Here is a 25,541-nt window from a genome sequence, read left to right on the forward strand (position 1 = left end):
CCAACTCTGTGCAAGATATTGAGAAAACGAACCAATTCCGATAACCAGCATGCCTGTTCCCTCACAGGGCGTCAAGCAAGCACGCAGAGTGGGGCAGGCGAGGCGCGAGGGTGGACAATCAGTCGATATTTTTCGACTGATTGCTGTTTCAGGCCTCAACCAACCACAATGACATGAACGGACCGCGGCCCGTGTGCCCCCAACAGGATAGTCTGCTCAATGTCGCCGGAGCGCGACGGGCCTGTTACCCGGTTGATGACCCGCGGCATTTGTGACACACCCTGCTCATCGCGCAGGCGCTCCTGCACGCTCTCATAATCCCCGGCAATATCATCTGCATGGACCACGATAATGTGATCCTCGGGCAGGAAATTGAGCGTGGTGGGATTGTCCGGACCGGACAGGAAAATCGCGGTGCCGGTCTCAGCCACGCCACCCAAGGCATGGGTCACGCCAACCAGATCTGTGCCGTCCGACGGGCCGACTTTGCGTTCAAGCTGTGGCTCGGATGCCCAATTGGCGGATGCCAGTCGCGGGTCAGACCCGGTGCGGATTTGCTGAGGCAGGTTGCGACCCCGCAAATAGGCACCAATCGCAGCGGGCAGGGCGTCATAATCGGCAATGCGGTTGACCGTCGAGGCGGCTTTTTCCGCATAATCAAGGAACATCTGCACCTGAGCCTCATGCTCGATCTGACCGCGGGCAGGCAAAATGCCCCGGTCCCGCTTGGAAAGCCGCTCGGCCACCGCGGCCTTACGCTGTTCCAAACCCTCGTCATTGGCAGCCGAGCCCAAAGACCGGCGGATCTTGCCTAGGATCGCGGATTTGGCGGATGATGGCGCGCTCATGAGGCTTTCCTCTTCTTCTGTTCTGCTGCCCACATTTGCTGGAAGGTGCTGCCTTCCGGCGCTGGCAACTCGCGATGCTTTGTCCATGCCCCGGTCATCGGCAGCTTCTGCATCAGGCCGGTCATCGGCGCGAGATGTTTCATCACCCCCATGCCAAAGCCCATCAGCGCGTGATAGAGCGCCGGGCGAGTGGCAAGGAAGGCCCAGCTTTTGAGACCCCAGCGCTGGGTCGATGGGTTGAGATGGCGTTCATATTCCTTTTCCCGCCAATGACGCATCATTTTCGGCAGCGGAATTTTCATCGGGCAGACGCTTTCGCAGCGGCCACAGAAGGTTGAGGCATTGGGCAAATGGCCCGCCTTGTCAACGCCGATCAGCGATGGCGTCAGCACCGAGCCCATCGGGCCGGGATAGACCCAGCCATAGGCATGGCCGCCGACCGCATGATAGACCGGACAGTGATTCATACAGGCCCCGCAGCGGATACAGCGCAGCATTTCCTCAAATTCGGTGCCGAGCATCGACGAGCGGCCATTGTCCAAGAGGATCACATGATACTGCTCCGGACCGTCCGGGTCTTCTTCCCGTCGAGGCCCGGTGGAGAAGGTGGTATAGACGCTCTGTTCCTGCCCGGTGGCTGAGCGAGCCAACAGACGCAGCAACTGGTCCGCATCATTCATCGTCGGCACGATCTTTTCGAGCGACGCCAACACCACATGCACCCGTGACAGGGTCTGGGTCAGATCGCCATTGCCCTCATTGGTGACGATGACCGACGAGCCCGTCTCGGCAATCAGGAAATTGGCCCCGGTGATGCCCACATCGGCGGCGAAATATTGCTCACGCAACACTTCACGCGCTTCCCCCAGCATCGAGGTGGCTTCGCTCAGATCACGATCGGCGGCCAGATGGGTATGGACCCGGCGGAAATCCTCTTCCACCTGATCCTTGGTCACATGCACCGCAGGCGCGATAATGTGACTTGGATGCTCGCCGCGCAGCTGGATGATATATTCCCCCAGATCCGTTTCGACCACATTCAGCCCGTCTTTCTCCAGAAATGCATTCAGTTGCATTTCTTCGGAAATCATCGACTTGCCCTTGGTGATGGTCTTGGCATTGACGGATTCGCAAATCTGCTTGACGATTTTGCAGGCATCCTCAGCGGTTTCCGCCCAATGGACATGACCTCCGCTGGCGGTGACCTTCTCTTCATATTCCTCAAGATAGAGGTCCAGATGCTTTAAGGTATGGGTCTTGATATCCCGGCCCACATCGCGCAAATCCTCAAATTCCGGCAGGGCGTCGACTGCCATCTGGCGCTTGCCAATGAAGCCGGTTTCGATATTTTTCAGCGCCTTTTGCAGCGTCTGATTGGCCAGCGCGTCTCTGGCATTCTCTTTAAAGGTCGGTGAGGTGATTTTCATGTTGGTCCCCTAAGGCTGGTCCCCGAAGGGTCAACGGCCCGGCTTCTCGCCGATGGCCGGTTGGTCGGTCATGCCCGCAAGCACTTCGGCCACATGGCGCACTTCGATGGCCGAACCCTGCCGTTTCAGCTTGCCCGCCATATTCATCAGGCAGCCAAGGTCGCCCGCCAAAAGGGTCGTCACATCGGCTTTTTCTGCATTGCCGGTCTTCTTGGTGACGATGGCGTCGGACACATCGGGATATTTGACGCAGAAGGTGCCGCCAAAGCCGCAGCAAACGTCGCTATCCTGCATTTCCTTTAGCGCCACCCCGTCAATCGAGGAGAGCAGCTTGCGTGGCTGCTTTTCGATCTTCAACTCGCGAAGCCCCGAGCAGCTGTCATGATAGGTAACAGTGCCCTCGAACTGTGAGGCAACGCTCTCCAGCCCTGCCACATCGACCAGAAAACTGACCAATTCATGGGTTTTGCCCGACAGGCTTTCCGCCCGTGCGGCCCAGTTTGGTTCATCGGCGAAGAGACCCGGATAATGCTTGACGATCATCGCGGTACAGGACCCCGATGGTGCGACCACATAATCATAGTCTTCGAAGGCCTTGATCACCTGTTTGGCCACCTTTTTGGCATCCTGCTTGTCGCCCGAATTATAGGCCGGCTGGCCACAACAGGTCTGATCCCGCGGGACCTCGAGAGAGAAGCCCGCCGCTTCAATCAGCTTGACTGCTGCAAAGCCGACAGAGGGGCGGAAAAGGTCAACAAGGCAGGTGACAAACAGGCCGACCCGTTTGCCCTTGGCCTGTGTCTCTTCGCCGTTCGAAGCCTCAGCTTCCAGATTCAATTCGATTTGGTCCATCTTGTTCGGTCCGGTTCATTGGGTGATTGCGTTTTTGATTGATAAGTCTGGGAAGGGCAGGCGCGGCCTGTTGCGCCAGAAATCCCTTCATTCATCACGATCCCTGCTTGCCACCATTGCGGTCTGCCAGTTGCGACAGGCGCATGCGGGAAATCTCTTCCCAGCTGCCCGCTTGCTGGGTGCGGTTGATGGTATGTTCCACATAGTCGATATGGCGCTGGGCCGTGATCCGGGCTTCCTTGGGTTGCTTGTTCATGATGGCTTCGTGGATCTGTTCATGCTGGGCCAGCAAGGCTTCCTGCACCCCCGGCCATTCATACAGCCGGATGCGACTGTAAAAGAGGCCTTCCGACAGCAACCGATAGCAGGAGCGCATCGTATGCATCATCAGCATATTGTGCGAAGCTTCAACGATCGCCTGATGGAACTCGAAGTCAGCCTCGCTCTCCTTCTGAAGATCGCCTTCTTCGTGATAGCCGCGCATCGATTTCATGATCCGGGTCAGGATCAGCTTGTCCGCATCGGTGGCGCGCAAGGCAGCATGCTCGGCGATAATGCCCTCCATGTCGCGGCGAAATTCAAAATAGTCACTCTGGGCTTTCGGGTGGCGACGGATCAGGTCAAAAATCTCATCGGTAAAGACCGTACCCACCACATTGGCCACATAAGTGCCGCCCCCATGGCGCGACCGCAGCAAGTTGCGCTGTTCGAGATCCTTCAGAGCATCCCTCAAAACCGGACGGGAAATATCAAGCTGGGTGGCGAGGTCGCGCTCCGGTGGCAGCTTGTCGCCCGGGCGCAGCACCCCTTCCAGAATTAGCCGCTCCAACTGATTGACCACGGCGTCTGATGTACGATTCTGACTGATGGAGCTGAAAATCATGAATGGTTGCTTCCAAAGGGAGAATAGGGGGCGAGACTATGGTCTGTCGCGTGTTTCAGGGAGCATGTCAGCCAAAGTAGGTCTTGTTTCAAAACCACTATTGCATTTACGATGCCGGAATTCAAAGGGCGACGTTGCTGATTTGGTAAATTTATTTTACCAATTTTTGGAAATCAATCAACCGCAGAAATTGAGTGCCTCAACTGCGTGTCCCACCGCGACCTTCCATGCCGGATGATCCTGCCGCAAGCAAGCCCTGTAGCCCGATGCTGAACCCATGGCTCAAGCCGGTGATGGGCATCAGGAGTTGCCATCGGCAAAAGCATCTGTTGAGAGGGGGCGTCGTTAACAATGTCTAAACAAAATGCTGCACAAAAGTGATTAGCATGAACCGAAATGTCGCAATCTGTGTCAAACTTGATAGGCGGCATTGTCAGGCCGAAAAAGGGACGAATGATTGATCCCAAGCCATTGCAAAGTATGATGACCTTTGTGATGTGGTTGGGTGCGGTCTGCTTTTTTGTTGTGTCATGCTGCGCGAAGGAATTGCTGATGGGGCGCATCCCTATCGGACGCAACCAATGACCAGAGCGAAAGGGGGAACGCTTAGATGACCGGCTTGATTTGCGCCCTTTTGTCTGTGGTGGCTGCGTTGGCATGTTTTGTTCTGCGCCCGGATCTGGTGGCTTTTGCTTTCATTTTGGCTGCTCTGTTGGCGTTTGTCGCGGTCATCCGCAAGGCGAGACCGATCTTCCTGTTACTCGCTTTTCTGATTGGCGCGGAAGTGTTCGCGATCCATCCTCTTGGCCTTCAGGCGGTGATCAATCGCTTTGGCTCACCCCATGGCGTCACCATGGATCTGGGCAATCTGGTTCATTTCATTGCAGCTCTGCTTGGTGCGCTATTCATCGCGGCATTGGTGTTTATGATCAGTTGCCGCAAGCATCCCGGTGGGGCCCGTTTCAGCGCCTATGAAGCAAGCGGGGATATTGAAAGTGTGATCACCGGGTTTGCTCGCTTGTCGGCCCTGTTTTATCTGCCCTTGCTGATCCTTCCCCTCTATTTTGCTTCCACCGCCACTCAGCCGGTCGATCAATTGCCGCTCAATCTGGTGTCCTGGCAGGATGCACCGATGCTGTCCGCCAGACCGGAAATCCAGATGTTTGTCTGGTTCAGTGCCATTATCATGCTTGGTGGCATGGCGGCGGCCTGTGTTGGCAATGTTCATCATCGCTATCTTCTGATACGCCAGAAGCAGTCTCCTCGCATACAGGCCTGGTTCGATATTGTCGGATCACTGCTGTTGTTGCTGCCTGCCTGTTGGGTGATGGCTGAGGCTGGTTGGGCCCATGCGACCTTGGCGCGCGACCAAAGTGCGGTCACCATGGCGCTCGACGCTCTCTTGCCCGGATTGTCGGTGCCGCAATGGGGCTTCTATATCATGTTTCCCGCAGCGTTCCTGCTCCTCGGGCTGGCGGGCCTCAGTCTCATTCTGCGCTCGCTGATCTTCCTTTACGGCCCCCACTATCTGGTCAAGCGTTCGGCGACCCATCTGGAGCTTGTTTCAGGGTCAACCGGAAAAGGTGACCAGCCGTCGGCTGTGCCTTCAAGGTCGGAAGGGCGGGTCAACCCGGCTAGAACCAAAACAAAACTGGACGAAGATCAATCGACCAAACAACATTCGTCCGGAGAACAGTTGGCATGATCGAGGCGTCCGTTCAGACACTTCTGCCAATCTGGCAAAGCCACGCGCCGGACTTGCTGTTGATTGCCGCATTGCTGATGCTGCTGACCGGCTATCCGATCGCCTTCATTCTTGGTGGTCTGGCTTTTTTGTTTGCTCTGTTTGGTGATCTGTCCGGGCTTGTTCATCTTGCCGACTATCACAGCCTTCCAGCCCAGATTTTCAACCAGATCCTGCTCGATCCGGCGTTGCTTGCTCTGCCTTTGTTATTGTTCTTCTGCGAACTGATGATCGAAACCGGGCAGATGGCCGGCCTCTCCCACGCGCTCAAAAGCCAGTTCCAACTGCCCTGTTCAGGGGCCAATGCAGCAGCTCAACCGCACCGACTCCGGAATTCACGACCAAAATCCAGCAAGCCTCAAGCTCCGGAACGCTCGATCTTCATGACACTCTTTGTCCCCGGAGCCGTGCTCGGCATCGTCCTGGCGCGGACGTTTGAAATACCAACCGAGTTTTTAACCCTTGGCTTGTTGCCCATCGCTCTCGTTCTGGTGGGTCTTTATGTGACCAACTGGATCCTTGGTATGTGGGTTGAGTTGGGCCATCAGACTCTCAAACAGGACTGGCTCTCCGGTGCCACCGGCTATCCTGAGGGCGCGCCGCCTCCAGGCAGAAAGCCGTCCCGATTTTCCATGCTGACGCGTTTGTTGCCGCCGCTTCTGTTGGGTGGTGGTGCGCTCATCCTGCTAACGCAATATCGGGTGTCCCTCTTTGCGACCCTTGCCATTCTCTCTCTCGGTCTCATTCTGGTTGCCATTTGTCATGGGCGTTTGGGGCCGAGCCTTCTGTTGCAGGTGATGAACCGGGCGGCGGTGACCGCAGGGGCCGTCGCGGCCATTCTTATTGCTGCCTACAGTTTTCATATGGTCTATTTGGATCTTGGTGGCGCGCTGAGGCTGGAGCAACTGGCATCGCTTATCGTGCCGCCTGATAGCGGGCCGCAACCATGGCTGGCCCTGATTGCCCTTTTGGCAGCGTTGGCCTTGCTGGGGCTGGTTTTGGACTGGTTGATCTTGGCGGTGATGGTGGTTCCCCTGCTGATGCCCATTTTTACGCATATGGATTTCAACAGCCTTCTGACGCCCAAATGGGCCGGCATTGGCACCCGGCTGGCCTCAATCCAACCATCTAACTTGCTGACGGCGAATGAGATAATCATTCAGGCGAAGCTCTGGTTCGCAGCCCTGTTGTGGCTCTCCCTTATCTCGGGGCTGGTCACCTACGCCAAGCAAAATGGCGAATTGGTTATAAAAACACTTGCGCCGGACCTCAGAAAGACTCAAACTGGCCCGATCAGCTTGCTATTGTTCATCATGCTTCAGTTGATTGGGTTGGCGGCCTGTCTGATCAGGCCTGAAACCGTACTGTGGCTGCCTTCGCTCTTGATACAGTGATGGCGCGCCGGACCTCTGTGTCCAATTCGAACGAGATATCATGCTGATAGTTGCGTCGCCGCCAGCGATGCACCGTCGAATTGCGAGGGGGCCGGGTCAGGCTGGGGAGTGAACAAAACCTCCCTGGCCTACCCAACTGATGCCGGAAACCGGGCCAGTGTTTCGAAATCCCATACCATATCAATCTGCGTATCTCGTGCGTGACGCGCGTCTCGTGTTGGGCAGACCGTGGGCACGGATCCAGCTTTCTCATCCATTCCCTTAAGATTGAGAATATCGGTAGACCAGATGAAAAAGACCGCCCTTGATGCCATTGCGATACGCCCTGCCACTTCGGACGATGCAATGGCCATCGCCGAGCTTAAAGTGATCACTTGGCGGGATAGTTATGCCGGATTGATGCCGGACAGTGCGCTGGCCAGTCTGGACGCCCGGGCTGAAGCTCCCCATTGGCGCGACTGGCTGGAAGACACGACCTCCGGTCTCATTGCCCTGGTACTGGAAGAGGCAGGACATCTGATCGGCTATGGTCTTGCCGGCCCCATGCGCAAAGGGGATCGGGAAGGATCGGAAATTGATGCCGACGCGGAAATCTATGCGATCTACATCCATCCCGAACGCCAGCGTGCAGGCTTTGGCAAGCAGCTTTTCGCGGGACTGGCCGAGCGACTGATTGATGCAGGCTATGCTATGGCCGGCCTCTGGATGGTTGGCGGCAATGACAAGGCGGAGAATTTCTATCAGGCCATCGGCGGTGAGGAGCAAGGCAAGCGGGTCGAGATTGTCAATGGACGCATCGCGTTTCGAGAAAAGGGGTGGCTCTGGCGTGATCTGCGTCAGTTGCGGACGCGCCTGACCCTCAAATCCATCGCCTGACCCTTCCACGAGACACTGCTCTTGCAACAGACAATGCCAAGCGCACCATGTGAGGCCAAAAAGAAAACCCTCCGGCACAGCGAGGCCAGAGGGGTCTTGTCAGATCGAGCCTGCACCCGGTCGGGCAGGCGATCAAGGCTGCTTATTCAGCAAAGCCTTTGAGATACTCGATGACATTGTCGCGGTCTTTTTCTTTCTTCAGACCAGCAAATGCCATTTTGTTGCCTTTGATGAATTTCTTGGGCTTGGTCAGATAAGCGTGCAGATTGTCCGCGTTCCAAACAAAATCCGCTTCGGCTTCAGCTTTCTCGGTGAAGGCTTTGGAATATTTGAACCCTTCGACAGATGCGATCTTGCGGCCAACAATGCCATTGAGGATCGGGCCGACCTTATTCTTGGCTTTCTCGCCAACCTGATGGCAGGCTTTGCACTTTTTGAAGACTTTTTCGCCTTTTTTGGCATCGCCTTCAGCAAGGGCTGCACCGGTCATTGCAAGTACCGCGATCGCGGCAACGGAAACGAGACGCTTCATGTTTTGGTCCTTTGTAAGAGTTTGTCGTTCAGGCCCCTATCCATCCTCGACCCCGAACACTTCATTTCTATATCGCATCAATTGCATGCTTGGATTAATGACAAACATCAAAAGCAACATTTTTTCTCCTTCGCGGCAAATTGTCGCTGCGTCAGCATGCCGAGATGCGACTTTGGCATGGGGAAGCTGTGGGGAACTTCTACGTAGATACCCACAGGCGCCTATGCGCACCATATATTGTGTTTGTTGCAAGAATTTGTTCATGAAAATCGACACTTTGGGTTGCTTCTTGGTGATTTGTCACCCCAAGCGCTGCGCAACTTTTCAGGGCATGTATGTATAATTGCCCCTGTTTAATGAGATTTTATCAATTCCCCGCGATAGTTAAGGCAAGCATGTCAAGTGGGGACGACAGAATGACGGCGACATTGCGGGTTCCTGAAATGGATCTCTATGCGATTTTCGAGAGAATGAGTGACGGGGTGATGATTGTGTCCGCTGCGGGCAGCGTCATTTATCGCAACGCGTCCATGTCCTCTTTGCCGGATTTCCTCCAGAATCATGTTCTTGACCACAATGGCAAGGTGAACGGGAGCGGCGGCCACGATCAGTGCTGGGAACCTGCTGCCGACAACTCACTGGAAGGCTGGACTGTGTCCTGCCATCCGGTCGGGTCCAACACCGCCTATATTTTCCGTCAGGATTGCCAGTTGGTTGAGCGCATCGAGCGACTGCGCGAAGAATTCAGCCGTCAGGTGGTTGATGGTGTCACACCAAGTCTGGCTGCCATGCAGGTCTTGCGCAAATTTGTTACCTCCCGATGGGTTGCTATTGGGACCAAGGATCCCGAGGTCGGAGCGGTGACCTTTGATGTGGCTTTTGACGGCGATAAAATCCGCTCGGGCATCATCCCCGATATCGCGCCGGACGATGATATGGACTTCTGCAGTTCGATCATCACCACCAGTGCCATTTCGAAATGCTTCGCCCGGCACGAGTTGGCTGAGGAACTGGGCATCAGGCATCTGGTTGGCGTGTCGCTCAAGGATATGCAGAAGGAATGCGTTGGCTTTGCGCTTCTGGCTGATGATCACGAACCGGGCAATGTTCATGAGACCGTAACCTTGTTGCGCGAAGTGCGAGCTCTGTATGGCCCCTTCTTTCAGGCTGACAATGCCCAGTTGGAGGCGCGGGTTGCGGTCGCTGAAGCCAATACCGATGCCCTGACAGGCAAAGGCAACCGCCGGGCCTGTGAAGCCTATTTGCAGGAATGCCTTGATGACATGGCTTTCGAAACCAAGGATTCACCGGTTCTTGCGATGTTCGATCCCAATGCCATGCGCAATGCCATCGTGATGTTGGTCGATGTTGATGGCTTCAAACGGATCAATGATAGTCTGGGGCACGAAGAAGGCGACCGTGCCCTGCGCCTTGTGGCGCAGCATTTGTCCGAAATCGACCCTGATAGCCGGGTCTTCCGTTTGGGCGGCGATGAATTCGTGCAGATTTTCCCGCGTGCCGGGGCGCTCGAGGCCGAGGACCTGCGCACAAAGATCAACGAAGTCGAGCAATCGCTGGCCGAGAAGGGGTTCGAGTCCTTCGGCCTGAGCATGGGGGTGGTCCACTTCTTCGAAGGCGATGGCTCCATGTCTTCGCTGACGACCCTTGCCGATGCCCGCATGTATCATGACAAGCGCCTGCGTTCGGTTTCCTTCATCGAACTCGATATCTGATCCCACTCAACCGGTTTGACTGTTCCATGCTGCGGCTGGACCGTAGCTTTGATGCCTATGCGTCGGTCCGTGAGATCGGATGCGGGCGTTTTTTTTGAAACCGTCGCAAAAAAAGGGCTTCCCGAAGGAAGCCCAGTTTACAGATCCAATGTGGATCTCTCTCTCAACTTTTTTGACTTTATAAATGCTATTGAAGGGGCGGTTTTAAATGACCACCACTTTGGTGCCGACACCGACCCGTTCATAAAGGTCCTGAACATCCTGATTGCGCATCCGGATACAGCCGGAGCTGACCGCCTGGCCGATGGACCAGGGCTCGTTGGAGCCGTGAATTCGGTACAGGGTGGACCCCAGATAGAGGGCGCGGGCACCAAGTGGATTGCGTGGACCGCCTTCCATGAATTCAGGCAGACCCGGCTGACGGGCGCGCATTTCTGCCGGTGGCCGCCAGCTTGGCCATTCGGCCTTGCGGGTGATTTTGTGGGCGCCCGCCCATTCGAAGCCGGGACGTCCGACACCAACGCCATAGCGGCGGGCTGTGCCGTCCCGTTCAATCAGATAGAGATAGCGCTCATTGGTATTGACGATCACGGTCCCCGGCTTGTGCGGGCCTTGATAATCGACCACTGTGGGCAAGAAACGTGGATCAATGGTGGGAGCGCGGCGTTTGGTCTTTTTCGCCGACAGCGCCTGTGTCCGACCTTGACGCGGTACGGAGGCATAATGCTTGCGATTGACCTTTGGCCGCACCTCTGTTGGAACGGCGCGGACCTGACCGGGACGCAACTGCATGATCCATGGATCGATCCGGTCAGCGCTCAGCATCACCGGCGGTGGCGGTGCATAGCGCAGGGAAGTGGCATCAGCGGGCGTGGAAATCACACCGCCGCTGCTCAGTGCAACAGCACAAAGAGAATAAACAAGACGCTTCATCGACAGACTCACAACACATTATCGACGTCATCCGGCGACTGAGCGGCCGGGGCGAATAGCTGACTTATGGAGCAAAATTCAAAAAATGCTCCCGAATTATGGATCTCAGTGTAGGCTTGAAACCAAACAAAAAGGTAAACAAAAGCTTGCTTGGATGCCTGAATGGAGTCAGCGTAAAGAAAGTGTAAAAAAAGGAAAAATTTACCAATATTCTTTACCAATCCGGCGCGCGTGATCCAGACTGAGCGGAGCAAAACACTCTGTCAGGATGAGGCGACTTTGCAGGTCAGAGGGCTTAGCGCGCGCCAACGATCCGTTTGGCTTCTTTAAGCAGGCGAGGGGTCATTGGACGCACCTGCCTCAAGGTCATGCCCGGTTTAACATCCGGATTATATAGCATATTCATGATCAGCCGGTCGTAACGGGTAAAGTGATCAAACGTGCTGGTATCATTGAAAACGGAGTGGATGAGGCTTGCATCGTCGTTCAGGGGCCCCAGTCCTTGCAGGATTTCTTCCACCATGCAGCGGCGAAACAGGGAAAGGCCCTGATCCGATACGATCACCGCGTCCGAACGCAAGATGCCCGATCTGCGGGACAGAACCCGCACAATGCACTGCCCCGGCACCTCCATGTTGGCCTGGCCAAACACCTCATACCGCACCGTTTCCTCGTAATCTTTGGCATCGACTATATAAATACGGAAATTTGCATCCTTAGGAGTCCGGGCAAAGCGAACCTTCAGTCCGGGAATTTGTCTGGGCAGATTGCGCACAAACTGCCTGACTGTCTTCAGTCGATTGAGCCGGGCGCGATTGTCGATCCAGATCTTTACCGGTGTGACATATTTCTTGACCCGGTTCGTCTGGCTTCCCCAGCTAAGGGACCGGATTTCTGCCCCGAACACCGTCTTGTAAAATCCGTCGGCGATATCGGTGTCGGCAAAATTCGCAGCGTGCAAAACAGACCCTTGAACCGACAGGGTCAGGCAGGCAGCAGCCAGCATGATGCATGCCATCCGCTTGGCACCAATCACAAGCATGGCAAAAGGGAACGGCAATCTGTCGAACAATCGGAGCATCTGGGCATGTCTTACTGAATATCGGTCGCATTTGGACGGACTTTGCAACCCATCCAGGGAGGGCTGTCTGTCTGACTGGAAAAGACACTATCCAACAGACCGAAAAAAAGCCAGTCACCAGCCCAATCAAAAATCCGACAGGGGTCGGTCCGGTTTCTTCTCTTTGCTTGTTAGTCTTGCAGAAAGCAAACAGCACATATGGCACCACAGTGACAATCTTTGCGTCGATGGCAAGGAGTGAGAAAAGCAGCAAGATTTCTACAACGAATACAGGTAGATAAAAATTTCATTTTTCAGTTTCCAAAAACCCTATCTTAACGAAAGCCAAGATAGACTTCTGCAACGCAAGGATTACCCTTGATGAAAATAGTGCGGCCGCTCACTAAGTTTTTCTACTTATTAATAGGGCGGAGCGCATCCGAAGTATGATCTGTGGGAGTAAAGTGGAAATGGCGTTGGCTACGAAACCATTTCGAATCGAACAAATTCTGGGCGATGCCTTGCCACAAAAAACCTCAGCAGCCAATTCGGCGATGACGGGTGAGCAGCACAACCAGATCATGGCAGAGCTGGCAGCTCTTCGCTCCCTGATCGAGCCGGCTCAGGAACTCAACACCAATCTGGTGGAGACCTACCGCACCGAGATGAATGAAGCGCTGAAATTGAAAAAGGAGATGGACGAAATCTATGAAGCCATCGCCGAAACCAAGCGCGAAATTGCCACCCTGCATGTGAATGGCCTGCATTCCGCAGAGATGAACAGGGTCACCGACGAACTTGACGCCATTGTGCAGGGCACCGAGCAGGCGACCGAGCAGATTTTGGCCGCAGCCGAGACGATCGATGACAATGCCAACAAATTGTCCAAGGTTCTGACCGGTGAAGAAGACCAATGGACTCATGAAATTCAGGATAGCGTTGTCTTGATGTTCGAGGCCTGTAACTTTCAGGATCTCACCGGCCAGCGCATCACCAAGGTGGTCAACGTTCTGCGCTTCATCGAAGAGCGCATCGTCAGCATGATGGAAATCTGGGGCGGCATCGACCACTTCCAGGAAATCGAAGTGGACAATCCGTTGGCCAAGACCGGCGACGACGCACTGCTCAACGGCCCGGCTCTGGGGGGCGAAGAAGGTGTGGCCAGCCAGGACGACATCGACGCCCTGTTCGACTAAGTTCACAATCTGCAAAAAATGGTCTAAAAGCCCTAGGGACTATACCCTTGGGCTTTTTTTGTTGTTTGTTCCGTCTCGGAAGAAGCAGAAAGAAACAAGCTTCCTCTTGCCCAGACAAGACCATACTGGTCGTGCCCGGACGTGCTGTTTGACCACCGGAGACTGACATGCCGCCTTTTGCCAAGCGTTTGGTATCGCTTCTTCCCCGCTTTCTTTTGTCCCTCATCCTGATCATTTATATGGCCAACATTGCCTGGCCATATCTCTATCGGGAATCGGATCAGGACGCGTGCAGTTTTGGCCCGGTCACCAATGAACAATATCGAGCCTATCTGGCAGACGTGAAACAGCGAGCAAAAGACTATTGGCCTCCGCTTCCTGACGGGTCTCACCCATGGCCGGTCGATGATGTGATGCACAAGTCGCTGGCCTACCGCTTGAATGATGCGGTTGAGGGCCTTGATGGCTTCTATCACCGCCTTGCCATGTCGCATGCCGTTCTGCGGGCCGTGGGCATGCGTGTGCGGGAAAAGCAGAGCGACGCCAACAACAGGGCCACCCTCGACGATGCTGGCAATGCCAACAGCCTGCGCTATGTTTACGCCTTCACCTCTCCCAACTATACGCTCATTCCGATGCGCATGTTCCGTTTTGATGGCAAGGGAACCTTGTCCTTCATTGGCGGGCAGGAAACGGGGCAATCACTCAAGAAAGCGGTGACTGCCAAGACCGATGATGGTCGGATCGCCTTCACCTTCGAGGAGATGGGCTTCCTCAAAAGCGATCCAACCGATAGATCGGATCTGACCTTCTTGCCGCGCCTGGTCGACTATGACAAGACCTATCGTCCATGTCCCAAGATGCCGGATGAAGCATGGGTCGCTGCCTATGAGGCAATGCGATCCGTAGCCAATGAGGCGGCGCCCATCAACGTCCCGCAAGCCCCCTCGGAATAGCACCAAGTGCATCAACGGTCCGCCCTGCGTCGATCTCGTTCGGTCCGCGCGTGCGCCTGATTGACTCCATAGCGGAATCACAATAAGAACAAAGACGGAACGTGTGCGCTGATTGAGCGGGGGAAGCACAATGGCAGATCAACAGGCAGACAACGGACTGATCATCGGTGAAGATGGCAAGGCGCGATGCTGGTGGCACGGTGGTAAGCCCGATTATCAGGCCTATCATGACGACGAATGGGGCCACCCGGTTGCCGATGACCGGACTCTTTTCGAGAAGATCTGCCTTGAAGGCTTTCAGTCAGGGCTGAGCTGGTACACGATCCTCAAGAAGCGCGAGAATTTTCGCGCCGCCTTTGCCAATTTCGACATGGACAAGGTGGCAGCCTTCTCCGAGGCCGACATTGAGCGCTGTCTTGCCGATGCGGGCATCGTCCGTCACCGCAAAAAGATTGAAAGCACCATCAACAATGCCAAACGGGCGCAGGAATTGCGCCGCGAGTTCGGCTCGCTGGCAGCCTATTTCTGGGCCCATGAACCCGGTGCCTCAGATCGTCCAGACCGCCCGATCTATGAAGAACTGGTCAAGCTCAGCCAAACCGACATTTCGAAAGCCATTTCCAAAGATCTGAAAAAGCGTGGATGGTCCTTTGTCGGCCCGACCACCATTTATGCCTTCATGCAGGCCATGGGACTGGTCAATGATCATGTTGAAGGCTGCTATTGTCGTGACGTGATCGAGGGTGAACGCGACAGCTTCACACGGCCCAATGCGGCCTGATCACCCAAAGCCGGTTTTGAGGCCTGTGGCAATGCAACCATTTGCTTTGCTCTGTATTTGATATAAGACTGTAGGTAAATCTACTTTGCTGTTGCGATCGACAACTCCCTCTGTTCACTGATCGGATCAGCAAGGTAACACATCGTTCAAACCAGAAGCAGTTTTAGCATGAATGAGTTGATCAACGAACTGGGGGCCTATGCACCCCTTATTATCAATGTCGTCAAGGCCTTCACCTTCCTGATCATTGGCTATCTGGTGGCTGGAATGGCCGGACGGATTGTCCGCAATCGCCTTTCGCGCATACGCCGCTTTGATCAGACCCTTGTCAGTTTCGCCTCGTCTATGGTTCGTTGGCTCATTCTGGCCTTTGTCGGCATCGCGGTCCTTCAGCTTTTCGGGTTTCAGGCAACCAGCCTTGTCGCGGTCTTGGGTGCAGCGTCTCTGGCCATTGGTCTTGCCTTGCAGGGCACCTTGAGCGATGTGGCATCTGGCGTTATGCTGATCATCTTTCGCCATTACAAAATGGGCGACTATGTCGACATTGGCGGCACGGCCGGCACGATCAAGGATATCAATCTGTTCGTGACCGAGATGGCGACGCCGGACAATGTGCAGATCATCATGCCCAATTCCAAAGCATGGGGATCGATTGTCACCAATTATTCCGCTCATCCGGTCCGCCGCTGTGATTTAGTCTTCGGCATCGATTATGACGACGATATGGACAAGGCCATGCAAGTCCTTCTCGATCTGGCCAATGCGGATGAGCGCGTCCATCAGGAGCCTGCCCCATGGGTGCGGGTGACCAATCTGGGGGATTCCTCGGTCGATCTGACGGTCCGCCTCTGGTGCGCGGCGGCTGATTATTGGGAACTGAAATTCGCCTTCATCAAGGCCACCAAGGAAGCCTTTGATGCCAATAATATTTCCATTCCCTATCCCCATCAGGTTGAAGTCCTTAAAGAGGCCAAAGGCGAAGCACAGCAAGGCTGACCGGCCCGAGAGCCTTTCACCGACTTCTCGAATTGCGAAGGCAGCGCCTTGAGGCGCTGCCTTTGTCATGTCTGCGCAACCTTTTGCTGATACGGCAAAGTGATGATGCTTGTCGACAAGCGAGAGAAAAACGGGTCTTTGCGCCAATTGTTTCTGGCTAAAACCTTGTCGCGCCTTGAGTGATGGGCTAGGGAAGAGACCGAACAGGGTGCATTTGTGGATCTGGCAAGTTTTCGCCGCTCCAACAAAGGCAGCCTGAACCTCTTTCAACCCGAACGAAGTGACGTCCAATCATGGCCCAGAACAAGGCAAACAAGAAAAAGCCCAACAAGCTCAAGGCCCGCCTGCCGCGCGGATTTGTGGATCGGACTGCCGAAGACATTCGCGCAACCGAAGACATGCTCGCAAAGATCAAGGCCGTCTATGAGCATCATGGCTTTGACCCGATTGAGACGCCTACCTTCGAATATACCGATTGTCTGGGCAAATTCCTGCCCGACACCGATCGCCCCAATGCCGGTGTCTTCTCCGTGCAGGATGATGACGAGCAATGGATGAGCCTGCGTTATGATCTGACCGCGCCAATGGCCCGTCACGTCGCGGAAAATATCAACGAAATCCAGCTGCCATACCGCACATATCGCGTCGGTTATGTCTATCGCAACGAAAAGCCGGGGCCGGGCCGCTTCCGCCAATTCATGCAGTTCGATGCCGATACCGTCGGCGCGCCGGGCGTCCAGACCGATGCCGAAGCCTGCATGATGATGGCCGACACGATGGAAGCCTTGGGCATAGAACGCGGCAACTATGTCATCCGCGTCAACAACCGCAAGGTGCTTGATGGCGTGATGGACGAAATCGGCTTTGGTGGCGATGAGCATGTCGAAGCCCGCCTGATGGTGCTGCGGGCGGTTGACAAGCTCGACAAATTCGGCCCCGAAGGGGTTCGCCTTTTGCTTGGCGAAGGCCGCAAGGATGAGTCCGGCGACTTCACCAAGGGCGCAGGCCTTAGCGCCGAGAATGTCGAGAAAGTGATTGCTTTCACTGAAGGCACGCTGGAAATGGACAATGACGGCACCCGCGAACTCGAAGTCATGCAGCAAATTTTCGATGCCTGCGGCTATGGCAAGGACCGCATCCTGATTGATCCATCTGTCGTCCGTGGCCTCGAATATTATACCGGCCCGGTCTATGAGGCCGAATTGCTGTTTGATGTGACCAACGAAAAGGGCGAAGTGGTTCAGTTTGGCTCTGTCGGCGGCGGCGGTCGCTATGATGGCCTCGTCAAGCGCTTCGTTGGCCGCGATGTGCCAGCAACCGGCTTCTCCATCGGCGTTTCCCGCCTGATGACCGCGCTGAAAAATCTCGGCAAACTCGGCAATGACCCAATGGTTGCCCCGGTTCTGGTCACCGTCATGGATGGCGACGTGGAAAGCCTCGGCCATTACATGAAAATGGTGCAGGACCTGCGTGCCGCAGGCATCCGGGCAGAGCTTTATCAGGGCAACTGGAAGAAATTCGGCAATCAGCTGAAATATGCCGACAAGCGCGATTGTCCGCTGGCCATCATTCAAGGATCAGATGAGAAAGAAAAAGGCATCGTTCAGATCAAGGATCTTGAAGAGGGCAAGCGCCTGTCCGCCGAGATCGAGGACAATGCCACCTGGCGCGAAAGCCGCCCGGCACAGGTCGAAGTGGCCACTGCCGATCTGGTGGATACCGTCAGGAAGATGCTGGCCGACCAAGCCGCCGACCGCGCTGCAGCCAACGCTGCCGGGTGAATTCGGCTCAGCGGCTACAGGGGCCGCCAAGATCCCCGGGCAACCGGGTAAGGAGATGACATGACCTATATGACCGATGCCATGCGGGCCGAGCTGACCGAGCAATTTGCAGCCGTAGGTGCCACCGCAATCGATCTGCCGGTGCTGTTTCATGCCGATGTCTTTGTCGATCTGATCGGAGAAGACATCCGTCGCAGGCTCTATGTGGCCCCCGGTGCCAATGGCGAAGCCATGGCGCTGCGGCCCGAATTCACCATTCCGGCCTGCCTGCACCATCTCTCCTCGGCCCCGATTGATCAAGTTGCCAATTATGCCTGTGTTGGTCCGGTCTTCCGCCAGCGTGGTGACGATCTGCCCGGCGAAAGCTGGCAGGCGGGCCTTGAACAGTTCGACCCTGAAGGTGGTGTTAGCTTTGACGCCAACAGCCTCACCGGGGCCTTGAAGCTTGTCGAAAGCCTGTCGAACCGCACCCCGATTGTCACCATTGGCGACAATGCGCTCTTCTCGGCCTTGTTGACGGCGCTGGAAACGCCAACCGTCTGGCAGCGTCGCCTTGAAGGGGCGTTCGGCGACCGGGCATTGCTCGACAAGATGCTCAAGCGTCTGGCTCAGGGTGGGGCGGATGATCAGGAAGCCTCTGCCGGTCTTGCCCGTATTCTTGAAGGCAAGGATCCTGCCGCCGTGCGCGACGCGGTCGAGGAAATGCTCGACATTGCCGGTCTTGCCGCGGTTGGCGGACGCTCTGTCGGCGACATTGCAGAGCGTTACATGGAAAAGGCCGAGCTGGCAGCCAATGCAGGCTGGGACGCTGGGAAAATCGACACCATCTCTCGCTATCTCGCCATTTCCGGTTCGCTTGATGACAGCCTGTCTCAGTTGCAAGCCTTTGATGCGGCTGAAGGCAATCCGTTGGGAGACGCCTTGAGCCAGTTTGCAGAGCGCGTTGAAGCGATCAAGGCGTCTGTTGCTTCCGACGCACCCATCTGCTTCAAGGCCGATTTCGGCCGCCGCCTCGATTACTATTCCGGCTTCAATTACGAGCTGAATTTTGAAGACGAAGCCAGCCCGGTTGCCGGTGGCGGTCGCTATGATCGCCTGCTGGGCCTGTTGGCCCCGCGCGTTGATGCAAACCTTTCGCTCGAGGCCCTGCCTGCCATCGGGTTTGTGATCTGGCTGGATCGTTTGAACAAAGCTGAGGGCTAGGGAAGATTATCATGAGCAAGTCACCTCTCATCATCGCCGTGCCCTCCAAAGGCCGCCTGCAAGAAAACGCCAACGCCTTCTTCGCCCGTGCTGGGCTGAAAGTCGCCCGTCCCGGCGGAGCACGCAATTATCGCGGTCACCTCAAAGGCATCGACAATGTCGAAATCGCCTTCCTGTCAGCCTCTGAAATTGCCAAGGAACTGAAGGCCGGTTCCGTCCATCTTGGGGTGACGGGCGAGGATCTGATCCGCGAGCATCTGACCACGCCGGAGCGCTATGTCGATCTGTTGATCAAGCTCGGTTTTGGTCATGCCAATGTGGTGATAGCCCTGCCCAAGGCCTGGATTGATGTCCGCACCATGGAAGATTTGGGCGACGTCGCCATCGACATGCCCGCCCGCTATGGTCACCGCCTGCGGGTCGCGACCAAATATATCAACCTGACCCGCAGCTTCTTTGCCAGCCACGGGATCGTCGATTACAAGATCGTCGAGAGCCTTGGCGCGACCGAAGGGGCGCCGGCGGCAGGCTCCGCAGACGTGATTGTCGACATCACCTCGACCGGTTCTACCCTTGAAGCCAACAATCTCAAGATCTTGGATGATGGTGTCATCTTGCGCTCCGAGGCCAATCTGGTCGCCTCCCTCACAACGGACTGGTCGGAAGAGGCCCGCCTTGCCTTGAGCGAAATTCTTGATCGGATACAGGCCGAGGAAGCTGCCCGCACCCGGCGCGAAATCACCGCCGCCCATTTTGATGCCGCCTCTGTCAGTCAGCAGATTTGTGATGAATTTGCCGACGCCAATGCCTATGCGCCGCTCGGCCATGGGGAAGGGTTCGTCACATTGCATGCGCCCGAAGGTTCGGTCTATCCGATCGCCGCACGCCTCAGGGCTTTGGGGGCGACGGAAGTGTCGGTCAAAAGCCTCGATTATATTTTCGAAGCCTCCAATCCGCTGTTTGATCACCTGATCGCGCGCCTCGACGACTAGGCTTTTTGCCGAGGCCTTGATTTCGACTCAAAGCTCTGGCTTCAAGGGAAGCGAAATCGGCTCGTCAGAATCATGCAGGCACGCCTGTGCCTTGGTTTTGACGCGTCCAAGCGGATCCATCGGGCACAAACAGCGGACCTATCCATGCAGCAGCCTTTCTTGCTTTCTCGTCGTCGGGCCTTGCAACTGGCTGCCGGTTCTCTTGCTGCGCCTGCCTTGATCAAGGCCGACATCGTCAATGCCGCTGATCTGGATCGGGCGATTGGGCGTCTGATCATGATCGGCTTTTCCGGCAAGAGCGCCAAGGGTCGTTTTGCCCGCTCCATTGCCAATCATGTGGCAAAGGGCAGGGCCTCTTCAGTCGTCTATCTCTCGGGCAATATTGGCTCGGGTCGTGATGTGCAGGGGCTGAACAACCTGTTTCACAATGCCAAGGTCACCCATATTGCCGTTGATCATGAAGGTGGGGCTGTTCAGCGCCTGCGCGAGAAGCAGGGCTTCACGCGTCTACCGTCTGCCTTGCGTGTCGCCCAGACAAGAGATGTGGCGGGTGCAGAAAAACTTTATGGAGTGGCGGCCCGCGAACTGGCCAAAATGGGCTTCACGCTCAATCTGGGCCCCGTTGCAGATCTTCATCGCGCCTACAATCCTGTCATAGGCCGCAACCTGCGCGCCTATGGCGCTGATGCTGATACGGTTGTCGCCTATGCGGCTGCCTTCATCCGCGCCCATCGCCGCTATGGCATCAACACGTCCCTGAAGCACTTTCCCGGCCACGGTCTGTCCAACAAGGACAGCCATAACGGCTTTGTCGACATTCGCGACAGTTGGGATCCGGAGGAGTTGAAACCTTTCTCCTTGCTGGTCCGACAGGGGCTGGCCGACATGATCATGACCGGCCATCTCTATGTACGGATTTCCCAGCAGGACAATGGTGAATTGACCACCTTTTCAAGGACCCTGATCCGGGATGTGCTACAGCGGGGCCTGCAATTCAAGGGTTTGACCATGACTGACGACCTCGATATGGGAGCAGTGCGCAAGGTCGCCAAACCCCGTGAAGCGGTGCTCAGAGCAGTGGAAGCGGGTTATGACTTGCTGCTTTTATCCAACAGTCTCAAGCCCGACCCGGATCACCCGTCCGAAGCGGTCGATTGGATCCGCTCGGCCATCCGCGAGGGGCGCATTCAGGAAGGTCGGATTTTCCAGTCGGCAGACAAGATCCAGCGCTCCCGCTCAACCTGATGAAGGCTGACCAAGCCGAGGGTGCGTTGAGACCCGTGCGCACAGTTGGATCATCGGGGCTGACGGGCAATATCGCGCGCAAGCGGAGCATAATGAAAAACCAAAGCCGCAAACAGGGTTTCGTCAATCGCACAACCCAGACCGGCATCAATCAACCGGACGCATTGGCTGACGCGCTCCCGCAGCGCTTCGAGGGACAGATTGTTCTGTGCGCCCAGATCATAGGCAGATCGCCAGGACAAAACCCGTGCCTTGAACCCAGCCTCGAGAATGGTGCGTACCGCCCGTTCATAGGCAATCGCATCGACGGGTGCTTTCAGGGGAGATGAAATCCGTTTTCCATGTCCTTGTGCCAGAATGGAATCGGACTCTGCAGAATGGTGACGATCGAAATCGGCTGCTTCAAACATTTTTGTTCCTTCCTTGCATGTCAAAGCGCCTGGTGCACCTGACACGGTTTGGAAGACTGGCGACGATATGGGAATATCCGCGTGTTTGCGCCATCTTCGCGGTTTGCAAAGATGCCGCCACATCCCGTAATAGGTGCCACCTTGCCGCGGTTGGCAGGTTGGCGAGGGCGCCAGCCCTTCTCATGATGATGGCCAAACCATACGGCGACATTGCGGCCAGATCAAGGTGGTTTAATGAAGAAGCGGTTGTTCAGACTGTTGGCGTGGCGCAAGGGCAACAGTTAACAAAAAGAGGCCGTCGTTGCCGACGACCTCTCGTGACGGTTAGATGTGGGGACCGTCTTGGGAGAAACCGCGCTCCTATACGGCATCGATTTGGGGGACAAATGCCGGTCGGGCAGTCTTAGTTTCTCCGTGTTTCAGTATATTTTACAGGAGATCACTTTTCCATAGTAAAAGTGGTTATACGGGGAAATTCTTGAAAAAGGCCAGATTTTTTCCTTATAAAGTTAGGAGAAAAGTGTATTAAATAGTCAATAAAAAGAATATCTAGAAAAATTCAGGAAAATAATTTTATGATATTTATAAATTGACAGTATTGTGATTTGATAAAAACATATTTTAATTTTGTTCAGTGATGTATGGCTGTAATTATGACTTTAGTTATTGTTAAATGATTTTTTTTAAACTGAAAATTTAATTGATAGGCTGAAATTGGGCTGTGCATTGGAATGCTGAGAGTTAAGGTGGGGTTTAGTCCTGAATTTACTATTGTTTTTATTTACACGAACAATTGGGCGCGCGGAAAAATAACCTCATATATGAGAAGGCGAAGATTTGAGTATGACGTAAGTGGATTGGAATTTAAATACCAATTTCTCCACTCAAATCTCAGGACCCATGGTCGCATGCAGGTTTCCTGCCGAAATATTGAGACCATCCTGCATTTGGAATGGTCTGTCTTGTAAGCCCAATTTGTTGACCAGACCCGATCGCCTTGCCCAGTTGTCAAAAGGTGTTTTTAACAGTTCTGAACCCGCCGCTTCGGAAATAAGTCGATATCGCCTTGTACGCACGAAGAAAAATAGGTCTCGCGTTGAGGTCAACGAATCATTCCGGCCCGAAAACACATATTGCACAGGTTCGATCAAGAGCCTATTGATGCTGCGGAATAGAGGCGCCAACTGACCATCAGTATGAAACGGTTGATGTCTGGAGATGGGTCGAGTTGCGCTGGCATGGTGCCTGAACCGGCTGAAGAATGAAAAGGACTCGCCTTGCTCTGTGTTCTGGACTATGCGATGACCGATGGCATCAACAAGGCCGTTTTGCAGCTCGTGCGGCATCAGGTTCTCGGAGCGGTTGCCTGTCTGCCTGTGTCGGACCTTTGGCCCCAGAGTGCTCGGCTCTTGCGCGAGGAGGTGGTCGAAAATCCGGCTCTGTCAACTGTCATCGGAATGCATCTGAGCCTGACAGGCGCATTCTCTCCTTTGAGCAGTGGCTTTGCTCCGGCCAACCGTCTTTCTGAGGGATCTCTGCCGCGTCGGCAGGATCTGATTGCAGCGGCGCGGTTTGGTGGGTTGGATGCGCGCATTTTGGAAGGGGAGTTCCGTACCCAGATCAAGCGCTTCATTGCGCATATGGGCAGGTCGCCGGCTTTCATTCTGTTGGAAGAGGCCATCATAATGTTTGCACCGGCAGTGTTGGGAGCGACTGCCAGTCTCGGGCATTTCAATCTCGGATCCATTGCCATGGTTGTGCCCACCCTGTCACGGCCCGGTGGTTTGCGTGAAAGAATGGCACGCCGTTTCGTTTGGCATAGCGATCTGCATCAGGCCCAGAGCTGGAACCGCCGGATGCTGGTGGAAGTCAAACAGTTCAAACGACTGCCTCAGAAATCCAGCTGGCGACAAGACACCCAGATATGGTACGCAGTGCGCCCCTCTCTTGACGAGGAACGCGACAGGGCTCGGCTCGAGCGCTTTGACAATGACCCGGGAAGGCGTTTTGATCAAATGGATTGGTTCAACACCTAGAATACTGGCTTGCGGGAAAGAAAGTGATATGCAGCAGGAAGACGACAACGATCTCGGCATGGGCCCCCACACGGCTACCAGCGAAGAGTTGGTCGGGCGTCCTCTGGTGAGAAAGCAACGTACCGGCAAACCGCTCCACGCATCCATCACCGAGCAGCAGGTCTCGGATCTGGTCGACACATTTTACGGCAAGGTCCGCCAGCATCCCCGGCTGGCCATGTTGTTTGCCGGTGGCCTGAGCATGGAGTGGCCTGAGCATCTGGACCGGATGAAGGCATTCTGGCGCTCTATGTTGATGCAGACGCGGGAATATGGCGGCAAGCCTGTTCCTGCCCATCTCAAGCTCGAGGGGCTCGATCCGGAAGACTTCGCCGACTGGTTGACCCTGTTCCGCCAAACCGCGCGTGATCTGTGTCCCGAGGCGGCGGCGGATCTCTATATCAGCCGGGCGGAGACCATCGCCAAGACCTTGCAAATGGCAGTGTTTATGCAAGGTCGGATCGCGCCACCCGATGCCTTTGATCACGGTGTCATGTCGAAGGACTTCCTCGCTTTCGTCCGGCGCAAGGATCAACAGGACGAGTCCTGATCGGCAGTCAGGAACAGCTCATAACGCCCCAGTCCAAAGGCTAGATCCTGGCCGCAATGAAGCTGTGAGCCAATCTGCAGCAGCCGCAACAGAGCCGGATCCGGCGCCGGTCCCAACTGCAACTGCAACAGCCCTGTATGTCCCCGCATGGGAATACGGGCCGTACCGCTCTGGCTGATAGCCCGGTTCCATTCGCTTACATCAAGTGCGTCCATCGTCATCTGAACCGATGCAACGGCATCATCCAGCATCTGACGGTCCACTGCCAGCGAAAGGCCATGCCAGCGTGCAATATCCTCTGCCCGCGAAAGCAGGCTGCTCAGGAACTGCGACCCGACGGTCGCCCGATCAGAAGGGCTATCCATCAACTCTTCTGTCGATGCTGCCCCATGGAAGGGCGTGGTGAAGTGCACCAGTGCCCTGTTGGCCTTCGGGACCGGGTCTTGCAAGGGAGACCAGAGACGATCCACCGAACGGATCAGCACCCCTTGGCATGCCGATTTCACCCCCGCCAGATTGATGCCCCGCTCCAGTGCCCGATGGGCTGCTTCCCCCAAACTGTTGCACCAAAGCTGCCCCAGCCCGAACAATCGCAAGGTGACGCGCATGCTGTTCGCGCCAGTGCTGTCTGTCCGCACTAGCCAAGGGCAGGCCAGTCCGGCCATCTGCTTGTTGCTTTGACCATTGAAAAAGACATGCAGGCCGCAGGCCGGGCCCCAGGGGCAGGGCAGTCCCGCCAGTGCCTCACGCGAGGCTGTCGACATCAGTTCCGACCCGATCACCTGACGCACGGCTGCGGGAAAGGCGGGATGTTGAGCCAGCTGTCCGTCTCCTTCGCATTCAAAGGCCAGGTCCTGCATGCTGATTGCAGCCGCAAGGCCCTCCAGATCACACTGACCTTGCGGATGGGCCAGCAAATGCGTCAGTTCGACACCTGATGGTGCAATTGCAGGAGGCGTTAAATGGGTGACAGGGCCTTCCTTATGGCTTTGGTGATGGGCATGGGGTGCATCGAATGGCATTTCGCATCTCCTTTGCGCAGGCGCACATCGGTTCACCGGTGCGCGGCGTCTG

At 55.6% G+C, this 25,541-nt stretch carries 23 protein-coding genes and 1 riboswitch; of the genes, 14 read left to right on the top strand and 9 right to left on the bottom strand.

The features are described 5' to 3' along the window. Positions 1-155 precede the first annotated feature (155 nt). The 4 genes from DSD30_RS11200 to DSD30_RS11215 form a co-directional block, all read right to left on the bottom strand. The gene (locus DSD30_RS11200; RefSeq protein WP_114009791.1) at positions 156-848 is read right to left on the bottom strand and encodes a LutC/YkgG family protein; all 693 of its coding nucleotides are present in this window, start codon (positions 846-848) and stop codon (positions 156-158) included. After that, positions 845-2,275, bottom strand: a complete 1,431-nt coding sequence (locus DSD30_RS11205; protein ID WP_114009792.1) for a LutB/LldF family L-lactate oxidation iron-sulfur protein — start codon at positions 2,273-2,275, stop codon at positions 845-847. Before DSD30_RS11205 ends, DSD30_RS11200 begins: the two co-directional genes overlap by 4 nt. 30 nt (positions 2,276-2,305) lie before the next feature. Further along, positions 2,306-3,127 (bottom strand): (Fe-S)-binding protein, encoded by an 822-nt coding sequence (locus DSD30_RS11210; protein ID WP_114009793.1) that lies wholly within the window; start codon positions 3,125-3,127, stop codon positions 2,306-2,308. Positions 3,128-3,221: 94 nt separating this feature from the next. Continuing rightward, positions 3,222-4,010 (bottom strand): FadR/GntR family transcriptional regulator, encoded by a 789-nt coding sequence (locus DSD30_RS11215; protein ID WP_114009794.1) that lies wholly within the window; start codon positions 4,008-4,010, stop codon positions 3,222-3,224. A 610-nt stretch (positions 4,011-4,620) separates the two neighbouring features. Here DSD30_RS11215 and DSD30_RS11220 point away from each other — a divergent pair. The 3 genes from DSD30_RS11220 to DSD30_RS11230 all read left to right on the top strand — a co-directional run bounded on the left by DSD30_RS11220 (position 4,621) and on the right by DSD30_RS11230 (position 8,024). Further along, complete coding sequence (locus DSD30_RS11220) at positions 4,621-5,715, top strand: TRAP transporter small permease subunit (protein ID WP_114009795.1); 1,095 nt, start codon at positions 4,621-4,623, stop codon at positions 5,713-5,715. After that, on the top strand, positions 5,712-7,148 hold the full coding sequence (locus DSD30_RS11225) for a TRAP transporter large permease subunit (RefSeq protein WP_114009796.1): 1,437 nt from the start codon (positions 5,712-5,714) through the stop codon (positions 7,146-7,148). The genes DSD30_RS11220 and DSD30_RS11225 overlap by 4 nt, the downstream gene beginning before the upstream one ends. Positions 7,149-7,436: 288 nt before the next feature. Further along, entirely contained in the window at positions 7,437-8,024 is a 588-nt protein-coding gene (locus tag DSD30_RS11230) for a GNAT family N-acetyltransferase (protein WP_114009797.1), read from the top strand. 142 nt (positions 8,025-8,166) lie between these two features. Here DSD30_RS11230 and DSD30_RS11235 read toward each other — a convergent pair whose 3' ends face one another. Next, entirely contained in the window at positions 8,167-8,556 is a 390-nt protein-coding gene (locus DSD30_RS11235; protein WP_114009798.1) for a c-type cytochrome, read from the bottom strand. 416 nt (positions 8,557-8,972) lie between these two features. Here DSD30_RS11235 and DSD30_RS21880 point away from each other — a divergent pair, with 416 nt between their 5' ends. Then, positions 8,973-10,289, top strand: a complete 1,317-nt coding sequence (locus DSD30_RS21880) for a GGDEF domain-containing protein (RefSeq protein ID WP_157967657.1) — start codon at positions 8,973-8,975, stop codon at positions 10,287-10,289. 204 nt (positions 10,290-10,493) lie between these two features. On the opposite strand, the gene DSD30_RS11245 is transcribed toward DSD30_RS21880, so the two are convergent. Continuing rightward, entirely contained in the window at positions 10,494-11,222 is a 729-nt protein-coding gene (locus DSD30_RS11245) for a L,D-transpeptidase (protein WP_114009800.1), read from the bottom strand. A gap of 295 nt (positions 11,223-11,517) precedes the next feature. Further along, positions 11,518-12,303, bottom strand: a complete 786-nt coding sequence (locus DSD30_RS11255) for a DUF2927 domain-containing protein (protein ID WP_114009802.1) — start codon at positions 12,301-12,303, stop codon at positions 11,518-11,520. 449 nt (positions 12,304-12,752) lie between these two features. On the opposite strand from DSD30_RS11255, the gene DSD30_RS11260 reads away from it, so the two are divergent. From DSD30_RS11260 to DSD30_RS11295, 8 genes are all read left to right on the top strand, one after another. Then, positions 12,753-13,478, top strand: a complete 726-nt coding sequence (locus tag DSD30_RS11260; RefSeq protein WP_114009803.1) for a protein phosphatase CheZ — start codon at positions 12,753-12,755, stop codon at positions 13,476-13,478. Between the two features lie 167 nt (positions 13,479-13,645). Further along, a complete protein-coding gene (locus tag DSD30_RS11265) occupies positions 13,646-14,434 on the top strand; it encodes a hypothetical protein (RefSeq protein ID WP_114009804.1) in 789 nt (262 codons plus the stop codon). Positions 14,435-14,564: 130 nt separating this feature from the next. Then, positions 14,565-15,215 carry a DNA-3-methyladenine glycosylase I gene (locus DSD30_RS11270; protein ID WP_114009805.1) on the top strand — a complete coding sequence of 217 codons (651 nt, stop codon included), beginning with the start codon at positions 14,565-14,567 and terminating at the stop codon, positions 15,213-15,215. 168 nt (positions 15,216-15,383) lie between these two features. Next, complete coding sequence (locus tag DSD30_RS11275; protein WP_114009806.1) at positions 15,384-16,211, top strand: mechanosensitive ion channel family protein; 828 nt, start codon at positions 15,384-15,386, stop codon at positions 16,209-16,211. Positions 16,212-16,504: 293 nt separating this feature from the next. Beyond that, complete coding sequence (gene hisS, locus DSD30_RS11280; RefSeq protein WP_114009807.1) at positions 16,505-17,992, top strand: histidine--tRNA ligase; 1,488 nt, start codon at positions 16,505-16,507, stop codon at positions 17,990-17,992. A 60-nt stretch (positions 17,993-18,052) separates the two neighbouring features. After that, the gene (locus DSD30_RS11285) at positions 18,053-19,195 is read left to right on the top strand and encodes an ATP phosphoribosyltransferase regulatory subunit (RefSeq protein WP_114009808.1); all 1,143 of its coding nucleotides are present in this window, start codon (positions 18,053-18,055) and stop codon (positions 19,193-19,195) included. Positions 19,196-19,206: 11 nt separating this feature from the next. Then, positions 19,207-20,187 carry an ATP phosphoribosyltransferase gene (gene hisG / locus DSD30_RS11290; protein ID WP_114009809.1) on the top strand — a complete coding sequence of 327 codons (981 nt, stop codon included), beginning with the start codon at positions 19,207-19,209 and terminating at the stop codon, positions 20,185-20,187. A 144-nt stretch (positions 20,188-20,331) separates the two neighbouring features. Then, positions 20,332-21,432: a glycoside hydrolase family 3 N-terminal domain-containing protein gene (locus tag DSD30_RS11295; RefSeq protein WP_157967658.1), complete on the top strand. Its 1,101-nt coding sequence runs from the start codon at positions 20,332-20,334 to the stop codon at positions 21,430-21,432. 50 nt (positions 21,433-21,482) lie between these two features. Here DSD30_RS11295 and DSD30_RS11300 read toward each other — a convergent pair whose 3' ends face one another. After that, a complete protein-coding gene (locus DSD30_RS11300) occupies positions 21,483-21,842 on the bottom strand; it encodes a hypothetical protein (protein WP_114009811.1) in 360 nt (119 codons plus the stop codon). A gap of 89 nt (positions 21,843-21,931) precedes the next feature. Beyond that, a riboswitch (SAM-I-IV-variant riboswitch) is annotated at positions 21,932-22,036 on the bottom strand. Between the two features lie 1,083 nt (positions 22,037-23,119). On the opposite strand from DSD30_RS11300, the gene DSD30_RS11305 reads away from it, so the two are divergent. Both DSD30_RS11305 and DSD30_RS11310 read left to right on the top strand, forming a co-directional pair. Further along, positions 23,120-23,878: a ChbG/HpnK family deacetylase gene (locus DSD30_RS11305; RefSeq protein WP_114009812.1), complete on the top strand. Its 759-nt coding sequence runs from the start codon at positions 23,120-23,122 to the stop codon at positions 23,876-23,878. 28 nt (positions 23,879-23,906) lie between these two features. Continuing rightward, the gene (locus DSD30_RS11310; protein WP_114009813.1) at positions 23,907-24,467 is read left to right on the top strand and encodes a group III truncated hemoglobin; all 561 of its coding nucleotides are present in this window, start codon (positions 23,907-23,909) and stop codon (positions 24,465-24,467) included. Here DSD30_RS11310 and DSD30_RS11315 read toward each other — a convergent pair. Further along, on the bottom strand, positions 24,449-25,489 hold the full coding sequence (locus tag DSD30_RS11315) for a hypothetical protein (protein ID WP_114009814.1): 1,041 nt from the start codon (positions 25,487-25,489) through the stop codon (positions 24,449-24,451). The genes DSD30_RS11310 and DSD30_RS11315 overlap by 19 nt on opposite strands. Positions 25,490-25,541 lie beyond the last annotated feature (52 nt).

This window comes from Cohaesibacter intestini (assembly GCF_003324485.1).
GTDB lineage: Bacteria > Pseudomonadota > Alphaproteobacteria > Rhizobiales > Cohaesibacteraceae > Cohaesibacter > Cohaesibacter intestini.